Here is an 11,438-nt window from a genome sequence, read left to right on the forward strand (position 1 = left end):
CCGCACCATGATTGAAACGACATACCGCGATTCGCGCGGCTCGGAGGCCATGATGGCGAGCTACAAGAAAATCCTACTGTGCTACGACGGTACCCGCGAGGGCCGCAAGGCGCTACGCTGCGGTGCCGATCTCGCGCTCGATCTCAAGGCGGAGACGCATTTGCTCTCGGTCGTCGATATGCGCACGAGCATCGCGCAAAGCGCCGGCCTGCTGACGGACGTGGCGTGCGGCCGATTCGAGGATGCCGCGCGGGAAATTCTGCAAGAGGGCGTGGACTGGCTAACCGAGCGCGGTGTGCTGGCGCATGGTCATTTCGCTTTCGGCCATCCGATCGACGAGATCACCAATCTGGCCAACGAGCTCAAGGTGGATCTCATTGTCGTCGGTCATCGCGCGCGCAGCGGATTGTCGCGATGGTGGATGGGCTCGGGCAATACGCTGTTGCTCGACCGCGTTTCGTGCAGCATTCTCGTGGCCGTTTCCGCGCCGCGCGAGCAGGAACCCGTGGAAGCCGCTACGGCAACGACACCGGCAGGTGCCTCCGGCACTTGAACGCGCCGAGGCCGAGGCGGGGGCGCGTTGTCATCCGTCGCTGCCTCGTATCGGTTTTGATGCCCGTTCGACGCCTACGGATTCAGTTCGACGGCGTCGATTTGCCACGTGAACCAGCCGCGGCGATGAAAAATGACGCTATAAGGCACGCCGCCGGGATCACGGGTGTAAGTGACCGCGAATGTGCTGCTGTCCCGGTAACCCGCGTTTGCTTTGGCCGCGGATGTTGGCGCTGACGCCGGTGAGGCCGGTGCTTGTCGTTCTGCTTGCCCTTGTTGCGCAGCGTCCGTTTGCGCGTCGCCGGCCGGCGGCGGCGCTTCGCCTGGCTCGCCTCGTGGCGGCAGCCCTTTAAGCAATGCGGCTACGCCGTCCGGCGTTGCGTAAGCATCGACGAGCGGATTGACGAACGCCATGCCGACCAGGGCGCCTAATGCCGTCAGCGGGTGTTGAAGCTTCTCGGCATCGACCCGTCGACTCAACATCTGCGTCACCTCCGCCTTGAGACTGACTCTTAAGGCGGGGTAATCGACATACCGATTGATCGTTGCGCTATCGCGCGCCTGCACCGCGTCTCGCAGCCGGCTCAGCACAAGATAGGGCGACGCGTACGAGAAAGCCGCAAGCACGACGACGACAAAAACGACGCCCGTGACGATCGTCGTGGTTAGCGGTTTGCGTGCAGGGGAACGGTACTCAGCGGTCATGAGAGATTGCCTTTATCGATGGTCAATCTACATTGACCGCAAACGCGCCAAAACGATCCGCGCGCATCGCCCGCCTACCCAAAGCCGCTCAACCCCACTGCGCCGCCGGTACGCCTGCACGCTCATCGTCGATGCACCGGTCGATCATTTTGCAGACAGCGTCGATGGTGCCGACCATGATCACGCGCGAAGGACCATGGTAGACGCGCACGGGGGCGCGCCTCGCTGGCTCGGCGTGCAATGCGCTATTGAGCGAAACGCGCGCGAATGCGGGCAACGCGTTCGGTTGCATGCTCGCCCGAGCCGCATCGTCGTGCCGCTCGGGGCTGATGACGGCGGCAACCAGCGGCGGGCATGGAATGACGCCACGCAAATGGCGCAAGCGGCCGAAAGCGCGAAAAGGCATGAGGCGGGCAAGGCGATCCATGACGGCTCCCTAACGTATGCGGTGTACGAAATCAGAATTCGGACGGGCGAATCAGCCCGACCGCGATGCCTTCCAGCGCGAAATCGGCGCTCCCGGCTTGAACGAAGATGTTTTCGTAGTCCGGGTTTTCGGCGATGAGCTCGATGCCGTTGGGACGGCGCTTCAGGCGCTTCACGGTCACGTCGTCGCCCAGACGCACGACGATGATCTGCCCGTCCTTCGCTTCGGTGCGCCGTTGCACGGCAAGCAAGTCGCCGTCGAGAATGCCGGCGTCGCGCATCGAGAGCCCCCGGACCTTCAGCAGGTAGTCGGGCTTGCTGGAGAACAGCGCCGGATCGCAGGCGTAATGCTGCGAGATGTGCTCTTGTGCGAGGATCGGACTGCCCGCCGCGACTCGGCCCACGAGCGGCAGCGATAGCTGCATCAGGCCCGGATGGGGCAGCGAGAACTGATGAGGCATGTCCTCGGGCGCGAGCAGCCGAATGCCGCGCGACGCACCGGCCGCCAACTCGATCACGCCTTTACGCGCGAGCGCCCGCAGATGTTCCTCGGCCGAGTTCGCCGACGAAAAGCCGAGTGCCGCGGCGATCTCGGCACGCGTGGGCGGAAAGCCGCTGTGCTCGATCGACTGGCGGATCAAATCGTATACCTGCTGCTGCCTTGCGGTGAGTTTGGTCATGTCGCACTGTATGGATAGACAGGTTGCTGTATTTTTATACAGTATTCGCGGAAGATCAAGTGCTGTGTTGCGACCCCGTCGCGCCGCTTTAAAACATATAGTTATTAAAAAATAAGTATTTATTAGTTATGAGAATAAAAAGCATCGCCTAGACTGGCTCGACCCGGGCGCCGAGAGATGGGAGAGACGGCGCCGATCGACGATTCCCGCTTGCCCAGGAGAAACCCACGCATGAACTTCCAACAGTTGCGCTTCGTGCGCGAAGCGGTGCGCCGCAACTTGAATCTCACGGAAGTCGCCAACGCGCTGTTCACGTCGCAATCGGGCGTCTCCAAGCAGATCAAGGATCTCGAGGACGAACTCGGTATCGACATCTTCGTGCGGCGCGGCAAGCGGCTCACGGGATTGACGGAACCGGGCAAGGCCGTCCATCAATTGATCGAGCGGATGTTGCTCGACGCGGAGAACATGCGGCGCGTCGCCCGGCAATATGCCGACGAGCAGACCGGCCACCTCGTGGTGGCGACGACGCACACGCAGGCCCGCTATGCGTTGCCGAAGGTCGTGCGCGAATTCACGCGCGCTTACCCGAAGGTTCAGCTCGCGCTGCGCCAAGGCAATCCGCAGCAAATCGCGCAAATGCTGATCGACGGCGAGGCCGACATCGCGATTTCGACGGAAGCGCTCGATCGCTTCTCCGACATCGTGACGTTTCCGTGCTATACGTGGCATCACGTCGTCGTCGTGCCCAAGGGCCATCCGCTCGCCGCGCGCGAACGCGTCACGCTCGAGGAGGTCGCGGAGTATCCCATCGTGACCTACGACCGCGATTTCACGGGCCGTTCGCATATCGACGCATCGTTCGCGAAGATCGGCGCGTTGCCGGACGTGGTGCTCACGGCAATCGATGCCGACGTCATCAAGACCTATGTCGAACTCGGGATGGGCGTGGGGATCGTCGCCGCGATGGCCTACGACCCGAAGCGCGATACCGAACTCGTCGCGCTCGACACGCAGCATCTGTTCGAGGGCAGCACGACGCGCGTGGGCCTGCGCAGGGGCGCCTTCATGCGCGCGTACGCGTACCGCTTCATCGAGATGTTCGCGCCGCAGTTGTCGGAGGCGGGCATGTCGGGGCAGTTGCGCGAAGCGGCTTGATGCACCGCTAACCCGCTTGTGCGCGGGTAGGTGAAACGAGGGCGTTCGCCCGCGAAGGCGGGCGGTTAGAATGGCGCCCATGATGACGACCCAATCCTCCTCCTTAGGCGCGGCGCTGCCGCGCATCGCCGTGCTCGCGACCGGCGGCACCATCGCCGGCTCCGCGGCCGACGCTTCGCAAACCTCGGGCTATCAGGCCGGCGTCGTCGGCGTCGATCGATTGCTGGCCGCCGTGCCGGCGCTATCGAGCGTCGCCGATATCGAAGCGCAGCAGGTGGCGAGCATCGACAGCAAAGACCTCGAAGTCTCGCTTTGGACGACGCTTGCCGAGCGCATCGCGCAGTTGGCGGCGCGCGAGGACATCGACGGCATCGTCGTCACGCACGGCACCGATACGCTCGAGGAAACGGCTTATGCGCTGCATCTGACCGTGAAGACCGCCAAGCCTGTCGTGATGACGGCGGCCATGCGTCCGTCCTCGGCGCTCTCGGCCGACGGACCGCTCAATCTGCTCGGCGCCGTGACCGTGGCGGCGTCGCAGGCCGCGCGGGGGCAGGGCGTCCTGGTTGCTTTCAATAATCGAATCCACAGCGCGCGCGACGTCGTGAAGACGAGCACGTATGCCGTCGATGCCTTCCATTCGCCCGAGATCGGCGCATTGGGCTGGGTGCAGGACGGCCGCGTGGAATTTGCCCGCACCGTCACGCGCGCTCATACGAACGGGACCCCTTTCGCCGCGCGCGCGGGCTGGCCCGTGGTCGAAATCGTCGCGAGTTATGCCGGCGCCTCGCGCACGGCCGTCGATGCGCTCGTGGCCGCTGGCGTGCACGGCATCGTCGTCGCCGGCACGGGCAACGGCTCCATTCATGCCTCGGTGCAAGCGGCGCTGGCCGACGCGCGCGAGCGCGGCATCGCCGTCGTGCGCTCGTCGCGCGTGGGCTCGGGGCACGTCATGCGCAACGGCGCCGCGCCCGACGATGCGCTTGGGTTCGTCAGCGCGGGTTCGCTCAATCCGTACAAGGCGCGCGTGCTGCTCATGCTCGCGTTGAACGCGGGCGTACACGAACCGGCCGCGCTGCAACGGATGTTCGATACGTACTGACGGAATACGGATACCGGCCCGGCGGGGCCTCGGCGCGATGCGCGCGAGAGCGCATGCTCGCGGCGATTGCATGCGTGACAATCCGACAGGCGGACACCCGACGACGACGTCTGACCGACCAAGGCTTCCCCGGCGCCGCCGGGTGCCGCTGCGGACCCCACTGCCGCTTTCAGCCCGGAAGCGGCTTTTTGCCTGCCATGCGTGTACTCGGCGCCGACCTCGTACGCACCCATGCATCGATCGATGCCCGGTCGCTCTCGGTCTTGCCTTGCACGCGCCGGCGAGGCGCCCCACGTGTAGGCCGTTCGCGTTCGATCGAACGGCCGAATACGGCTGATTTCGTTCGTTTGCCTCGAGCCCGATGTTCGGGCCGAGTCCTCATGCCGCGACGGCTTCGGCCGGCGCTCGAGCGATCTCGAAGCCCGACATGATTTCCAGCGCACGCAGCAGCGCCGAGTGATCCCAGCCGCCGCCGTCGTGCGCGGCGCACACGCTGAACAACTGCTGGGCGCTGGCCGTGTGCGGCAGGGCGATGCCGAGCCGGCGCGCGCCGTCGAGTGCGAGATTCAAATCCTTGCGATGCAAATCGACGCGAAAACCGGGCTTGAACGTGCGCGCCGTCATCCGTGCGCCGTGCAGCTCGAGGATGCGCGAGGATGCGAACCCGCCCATCAGCGCTCGACGCACGCGCTCGGGGTCGGCGCCCGAGCGCGCCGCGAACAGCAGTGCCTCGGCGACGGCCTCGATATTGAGCGCGACGATGATTTGGTTGGCGACCTTACAGGTTTGGCCGGCGCCGTTTTCGCCCACGAGGGTGATGTTCTTGCCCATCGAGTCGAACAGCGGCTTGGCGCGCTCGAAGGCCTGCTCCGGGCCGCCCACCATGATCGAAAGCGTCGCGTCGCGCGCGCCGACTTCGCCGCCCGATACGGGGGCGTCCAGGTAGTCGCAGCCCAGCGCGTTGATGCGCTTAGCGAAATCTTGCGTGTCGAGCGGCGAGATGGAGCTCATGTCGATGACGAGCTTGCCGGCCGAGAGGCCCTTGGCCACGCCGTCGTCGGCGAACAGCACGTTGGCGACGTCGGGCGTATCGGGAACCATGGAGATGACGATGTCCGATGCGCGTGCAACCGCCGTCGAATCCGCCGCTATCGTAGCGTGTTCGCGCAGATCGTCGGGTACGGGATAGGCGCCGTTGACGACGAGCGAGTGGCCGCCCTTGAGGAGGTTGCGCGCCATGTGCGCGCCCATGATGCCGAGGCCGATGAATCCGATCTTTGCCATGTCGATAGAGTCCGTTTAGCTGTTTGTCGTCTTGCTTCGGGGGGGGATGATCAAGCGCCGCCCCCGCGAATGGAGGTCAGCGCGGGGTCACCGCGCCCCGGCGATTTCGCGCACCCACGTAAGACCTTCGAGCGTCGTCGTGCGTGGTTTGTACTCGCAGCCGATATAGCCGCCGTAGCCGAGCCGGTCGAGCCAGTCGAACAAAAACGCGTAATGGATTTCGCCCGTGCCCGGTTCGTGCCGGCCGGGGTTGTCGGCCAGTTGAATGTGGGCGATGCGCGGCAGCAGCGTTTGCAGGGTTGCGGCGATTTCGCCCTCCATGCGCTGCATGTGATAGATGTCGTACTGCAGATATAGATTGCTCGAACCGACATCGCGAATCACGTCGAGCGCCTCGCTCGATCGATTGAGCGCGAAGCCCGAGATGTCGTATGAATTGCACGGCTCGACGAGCAGCTTGATCCCTTCCTTTTCGAGCGCGGCGGCCGCGTAGCGCAAGTTCTCGACGATGGTCGAGCGCGCGCGTTCGGGCGTGAGCCCGGGGCCCGGGATGCCGACGAGACAATTGAGCTGCGGCACGCCCAACGCTTTCGCGTAGTCGATCGCGCGCCCCACGCCGTCGCGAAATTCGGCCACGCGATCGGGCAGGCATGCGATTCCGCGTTCGCCCGCTTCCCAATTGCCGGCCGGCAGGTTATGCAAAACGAGGCGCAAACGGTTCGCCTCGAGCCGCTCGGCCAATTCGGCCGCGGCGAAGGGATAAGGAAACAGGAATTCCACTGCGCTGAATCCCGCGCGTGCCGCCGCCTCGAAACGCTCGAGGAACGGCACTTCGTTGAACAGCATGGTCAGGTTGGCTGCGAATTTCGGCATGTTGCTGTCACTCTTCGGTCGGTTGTCAGTCGAGCAGCGAGATCGCCGTCGGCGCGTCGTTGCGCGAATCCGCGAGCGGTTCGAACTCGTTGATGGCGTCGATTTCCGTGCCCATCGCGATATTCGTGACGCGTTCGAGGATGACTTCGACGACGACCGGCACGTTGAACTCGGCGGTCATTGCTTGCGCCTTTTGCAGCGCGGGGGCGATCTCCTCGGGCTCGAACACGCGCAGGGCCTTGCAACCGAGGCCTTCGGCCACGGCGACATGGTCCACGCCGTAGCCGTTCAACTTCGGCGCGTTGACGTTCTCAAACGCGAGTTGCACGCAGTAATCCATCTCGAAGGCGCGCTGCGCTTGGCGAATGAGCCCGAGATACGCGTTGTTCACGACGACGTGCACATAGGGCAGCTTGAACTGGGCACCCACAGCCAACTCTTCGATCATGAATTGGAAGTCGTAATCGCCCGAGAGCGCGACGATCGGACGGCTCGGGTCCGCGGCCCTCACGCCGAGCGCGGCGGGTATCGTCCAGCCGAGCGGGCCGGCTTGGCCGCAGTTGATCCAGTTGCGCGCCTTGTACACATGCAGAAACTGCGCGGCGGCAATTTGCGACAACCCGATCGTGCTGACATAGCAGGTATCGCGGCCGAACACCTTGTTCATTTCTTCGTATACGCGTTGCGGCTTGATCGGCACGTTCTCGAAGTGCGTCTTGCGCTGCAGGCTGCGTTTGCGCGCTCGGCAGGCTTCGCTCCAAGCGCCGCGGTCTTTCAGCTTGCCGGCCGACTTCCATTCGCGCGCTACTTCGACGAACAACTCGAGCGCCGCCTTCGCATCCGACACGATGCCCAGATCGGGGCCGAACACGCGGCCGATTTGCGTCGGTTCGATATCGACGTGCACGAACTTGCGACCCTTCGTATAGACGTCGATGCTGCCCGTATGCCGGTTCGCCCAGCGATTGCCGATGCCGAGCACGAAATCCGCTTCGAGCATCGTGGCGTTGCCGTAGCGATGCGACGTTTGCAGACCGACCATGCCGGCCATGAGCGGGTGATCGTCGGCAATCGCGCCCCACGACATGAGGGTCGGCACGACGGGCACGCCCACCGTTTCGGCGAACTCCACGAGCAGGGCTTCGGCGCCGGCATTGAGCACGCCGCCGCCCGACACGATCAACGGGCGCTCGGCGGCATCGAGCATCGCAAGCGCGGCTTCGATTTGCTTGCGCGTCGCCTTGGGCTTGTACGCCGGCAGCGGCTCGTACGTCTCGATGTCGAATTCGATCTCGGCCAACTGGACGTCGATCGGCAGATCGATCAACACGGGCCCGGGCCGGCCCGAGCGCATCAAATGGAACGCCTGTTGGAACGCGCGCGGCACGAGCGCCGGCTCGCGCACCGTGACGGCCCACTTCGTGACGGGTTTGGCGATCGATTCGATATCGACCGCTTGAAAGTCTTCCTTGTAGAGCCGCGCTCGGGGTGCTTGTCCCGTGATGGCGAGAATAGGAATCGAGTCGGCCTGCGCCGAGTAAAGTCCGGTAATCATGTCGGTACCGGCGGGTCCCGATGTGCCGATGCATACGCCGATGTTGCCCGGTGCGGCGCGCGTGTAGCCCTCGGCCATATGCGAAGCGCCTTCGACGTGACGGGCCAGAACGTGGCTGATGCCGCCCGCGCGGCGCAGCGCCGAATAGAGCGGATTGATCGCGGCGCCGGGGACGCCGAACGCGGTGTCGATGCCTTCTTTTTCCAGCACGAGCACGGCTGCGTCGACGGCTCTCATCTTCGGCATGGTGTCTCCTTCTCCTGTTCGTCAATGCGCAAATCGCGGGTTAGTCGCACTGTAGGACCACCGGAAAGGTTTGATAAGATCGCTTCGAGTTCGTTATTTCGATACAAAAAGTATCGAATCGGTGGCGAAGAGGTGCGCGGCGCGATTGCGTCGCAGGCAGTGCGAGGACGGGAAGATGGATCGTTTCAAGCAGATCGAAACATTCGTGCGCGTAGCCGAGGCCGGCAGCCTGGCCTCGGCGGCATTGGAGGAGGGCGTGTCACCGGTGATTCTCGGGCGCCGAATCGACGCACTCGAAAAACGCCTCGGCGTGAAGCTCATGTACCGCTCGACGCGGCGCCTCGTCGTGAGCGAGGCGGGCGCCGCTTTCCTCGAGCGCTGCAAAGGGCTGCTGGCCGATTGGGATCAGGCCGAGAACGAGTTGGCCGCCGGCCGCCGGGCCGTGAGCGGGCATTTGATCGTCTCGGCGCCGGCCGCGTTCGGGCGCAAGCACGTCGCGCCGCTCGCGCCGTCGTTCCTCGCCGACAAGCCCGGGCTGCAAATGTCGTTCAATCTGACCGACCGAGTCGTCGACCTCGTGCGCGAGGGCTACGATTTGTCGATCCGGATCGGCGGCGCCGTGGATCCGAATTTCGTGGCCGTCAAACTGGCGACCAACCGGCGCGTCGTCTGCGGCACGCCCGCATACTTCGCGCGGCACGGCCGGCCGCGTTCGCTCGACGATCTGCTCGCCCACAACTGCCTTGCCTTCAACCTGCAAGGCGGACAAAACCGCGGCTGGTACTTTCAGCGCGGCGGCAAGCGCGTGACGATGCGCGTGACTGGTTCGCTCGATTGCAACGACGGCGAACTGCTGCACCGTTGGGCCTCCGAAGGGCTCGGGCTGGGCTGGCGCTCCACGTGGGAGATCGCCGATCAGCTCGCCCGTGGCGAACTGGAAACCGTATTGGACGAATTCGCGTTGCCCGAGTACGACATCCTTGCCGTCTACCCGCAGCAGCGCTACGTGCCCGCCAAGGTGCGGTACTTTATCGATTACCTGAAGGAAGTCTATGCGCGGCCCGGCTATTGGGGCGGTAGCGCGTCCGGCGCCGATTCCGCGGCGGATTAGCCGGGCGACCGATTGGCGGGCGATCGTCCTCCGGCCGCGACCCATTGGCGTGGGCCGGAGTCGCGTGCAATCCTTAAATTGCGCCCCGGCGGCCGATGCGCTATACTCTCCGGCTTCTCACTTGCCACACCGGTTGGCCCGATCCAGTTCATCGCATTCGCGGTGCAAAAAGGTATCGGGGCATCGACGCCCGGGTGGCTTCTATCCACAAGGAGTGTGTATGCGTCATTACGAAATCGTCTTCGTCGTACACCCCGATCAGAGCGAGCAAGTGCCCGCGATGATCGAGCGGTACAAGTCCACGATTACCACGCGCGGCGGCAATATCCACCGCATCGAAGACTGGGGCCGTCGCCAACTGGCCTACATGATCGAGAAACTCGCGAAGGCTCACTACGTCTGCATGAACATCGAATGCGATCAAGCTACGCTCGAAGAGCTCGAGCACGCATTCAAGTTCAACGACGCCGTGCTGCGTCACCTGATCGTCAAGATGAAGAAGGCCGAGACCGGCCCGTCGCCGATGATGAAGGAAGTGCAGCGCGAAGAAGCCAAGAAGGCGGCTGCCTCGTCGCAACCGTCCGAAGCGCAGGCTTAACGGTATTCACGGTTTAAGCCACCTGGGTTCCATCGGTTTTCCGCCGCTCTCGTGAACAGGCTGCAACTCACGGCCAGCGTGGTCGAGCGCGAGCCGCTGCGCTATACGCCGGCGGGCGTTCCGATCGCAAGCTGTACGCTGCAGCATCGCGGGGAAGTCGTCGAGGCCGGTATCGTCCGGCAAGTTGAATTGACGATGCCCGCGCTGGCCGCGGGTGCCGCGAGCGGGAAGCTGGAAACATGTGAGATGGGCGTCGAAACGCTCTTCACCGGCTTCCTGGCGAAGAAGAACCGCAACGCGAGAACCTTGGTGTTTCACATCACAGAATTGCAGGACATTGGAAAGGACTGAACATGCCCCGCCCGACTGGTAAGAAATTCGACAAGCGCCGTCAGCAACAAAACCCGCTGTTCAAGCGCAAGAAGTTTTGCCGCTTCACGGCTGCTGGCGTCGAGTACATCGACTACAAAGACATCGAAACGCTGAAAGACTTCATCGGCGAAAACGGCAAGATCACGCCGGCTCGTCTGACGGGTACCAAGGCCCACTATCAACGCCAGCTCGATACGGCGATCAAGCGCGCGCGTTTCCTCGCGCTCTTGCCGTACACCGACCTGCACAAGGCCTAATCAGACGGCGCGATAAGGAGAATTCGAATGCAAATCATTCTTTTGGAAAAAGTCGTCAACGTCGGCAACCTCGGCGACGTGGTCAAGGTCAAGGACGGCTACGCCCGTAACTTCCTGATCCCGCAAAAGCTCGCACGCCGTGCAACGAAGGCTGCGATCGCTGAATTCGAAGTGCGCCGCGCCGATCTCGAAAAGGCTGCCGCCGAGAAGCTCGCCGCCGCGCAAGCGCAAGGCGAGAAGATGGCCGGTCTGACGATCCAGATCGGTCAGAAGGCCGGTGTCGACGGCCGTCTGTTCGGCTCGGTCACGAACGCGGACATCGCCGAAACGCTGACGAAGCAAGGCTTCGCGGTGGAAAAGGCGCAAGTGCGTCTGCCGCAAGGCCCGCTGAAGATGGTGGGCGACCACCCCGTGCAAGTTTCGCTGCACACGGACGTGACGGTCGACGTGACGGTCTCGGTGCTCGGCGAGCACGCGTAAGTGTCGCTAGCCGAACCGGGTATCGCCCCGGTTTGGCGC

Annotated in this window: 14 protein-coding genes; 8 read left to right on the plus strand and 6 right to left on the minus strand. The window is 63.9% G+C overall.

The window, feature by feature from the left end; all coding sequences use genetic code 11:
• The first annotated feature begins 52 nt into the window (after positions 1-52).
• A complete protein-coding gene (locus DXT59_RS07820; protein WP_116136393.1) occupies positions 53-553 on the plus strand; it encodes a universal stress protein in 501 nt (166 codons plus the stop codon).
• A 74-nt stretch (positions 554-627) separates the two neighbouring features.
• Here DXT59_RS07820 and DXT59_RS07825 read toward each other — a convergent pair whose 3' ends face one another.
• The 3 genes from DXT59_RS07825 to lexA form a co-directional block, all read right to left on the minus strand.
• Positions 628-1,257 carry a DUF2939 domain-containing protein gene (locus DXT59_RS07825; RefSeq protein WP_116136344.1) on the minus strand — a complete coding sequence of 210 codons (630 nt, stop codon included), beginning with the start codon at positions 1,255-1,257 and terminating at the stop codon, positions 628-630.
• Positions 1,258-1,345: 88 nt separating this feature from the next.
• Positions 1,346-1,684, minus strand: coding sequence for a hypothetical protein (locus tag DXT59_RS07830; protein WP_116136345.1), 339 nt, complete (start codon positions 1,682-1,684; stop codon positions 1,346-1,348).
• Positions 1,685-1,715: 31 nt separating this feature from the next.
• Positions 1,716-2,363 carry a transcriptional repressor LexA gene (gene lexA, locus DXT59_RS07835; protein WP_116136346.1) on the minus strand — a complete coding sequence of 216 codons (648 nt, stop codon included), beginning with the start codon at positions 2,361-2,363 and terminating at the stop codon, positions 1,716-1,718.
• A 231-nt stretch (positions 2,364-2,594) separates the two neighbouring features.
• Here lexA and DXT59_RS07840 point away from each other — a divergent pair, with 231 nt between their 5' ends.
• Complete coding sequence (locus DXT59_RS07840) at positions 2,595-3,521, plus strand: CysB family HTH-type transcriptional regulator (RefSeq protein WP_116136347.1); 927 nt, start codon at positions 2,595-2,597, stop codon at positions 3,519-3,521.
• An 82-nt stretch (positions 3,522-3,603) separates the two neighbouring features.
• Complete coding sequence (locus DXT59_RS07845) at positions 3,604-4,623, plus strand: asparaginase (RefSeq protein ID WP_420823374.1); 1,020 nt, start codon at positions 3,604-3,606, stop codon at positions 4,621-4,623.
• Between the two features lie 378 nt (positions 4,624-5,001).
• On the opposite strand, the gene DXT59_RS07850 is transcribed toward DXT59_RS07845, so the two are convergent.
• From DXT59_RS07850 to gcl, 3 genes are all read right to left on the minus strand, one after another.
• Positions 5,002-5,907, minus strand: coding sequence for a 2-hydroxy-3-oxopropionate reductase (locus DXT59_RS07850; RefSeq protein ID WP_116136349.1), 906 nt, complete (start codon positions 5,905-5,907; stop codon positions 5,002-5,004).
• Between the two features lie 87 nt (positions 5,908-5,994).
• Complete coding sequence (gene hyi, locus DXT59_RS07855; protein ID WP_116136350.1) at positions 5,995-6,780, minus strand: hydroxypyruvate isomerase; 786 nt, start codon at positions 6,778-6,780, stop codon at positions 5,995-5,997.
• 25 nt (positions 6,781-6,805) lie between these two features.
• The gene (gene gcl, locus DXT59_RS07860; protein ID WP_116136351.1) at positions 6,806-8,581 is read right to left on the minus strand and encodes a glyoxylate carboligase; all 1,776 of its coding nucleotides are present in this window, start codon (positions 8,579-8,581) and stop codon (positions 6,806-6,808) included.
• 175 nt (positions 8,582-8,756) lie between these two features.
• Between gcl and DXT59_RS07865 the strand changes: the two genes are divergently transcribed.
• The 5 genes from DXT59_RS07865 (at position 8,757) to rplI (ending at position 11,399) form a co-directional block, all read left to right on the plus strand.
• Positions 8,757-9,692 carry a LysR family transcriptional regulator gene (locus DXT59_RS07865; RefSeq protein ID WP_116136352.1) on the plus strand — a complete coding sequence of 312 codons (936 nt, stop codon included), beginning with the start codon at positions 8,757-8,759 and terminating at the stop codon, positions 9,690-9,692.
• Between the two features lie 220 nt (positions 9,693-9,912).
• Positions 9,913-10,290, plus strand: a complete 378-nt coding sequence (gene rpsF / locus DXT59_RS07870; protein WP_102608211.1) for a 30S ribosomal protein S6 — start codon at positions 9,913-9,915, stop codon at positions 10,288-10,290.
• A 51-nt stretch (positions 10,291-10,341) separates the two neighbouring features.
• Entirely contained in the window at positions 10,342-10,641 is a 300-nt protein-coding gene (gene priB, locus DXT59_RS07875) for a primosomal replication protein N (protein WP_116136353.1), read from the plus strand.
• A 2-nt stretch (positions 10,642-10,643) separates the two neighbouring features.
• Positions 10,644-10,919 (plus strand): 30S ribosomal protein S18, encoded by a 276-nt coding sequence (rpsR, locus tag DXT59_RS07880; RefSeq protein WP_018442035.1) that lies wholly within the window; start codon positions 10,644-10,646, stop codon positions 10,917-10,919.
• A gap of 27 nt (positions 10,920-10,946) precedes the next feature.
• Entirely contained in the window at positions 10,947-11,399 is a 453-nt protein-coding gene (gene rplI, locus DXT59_RS07885) for a 50S ribosomal protein L9 (protein WP_116136354.1), read from the plus strand.
• Positions 11,400-11,438 lie beyond the last annotated feature (39 nt).

Source organism: Trinickia diaoshuihuensis (assembly GCF_003390925.1).
GTDB lineage: Bacteria > Pseudomonadota > Gammaproteobacteria > Burkholderiales > Burkholderiaceae > Trinickia > Trinickia diaoshuihuensis.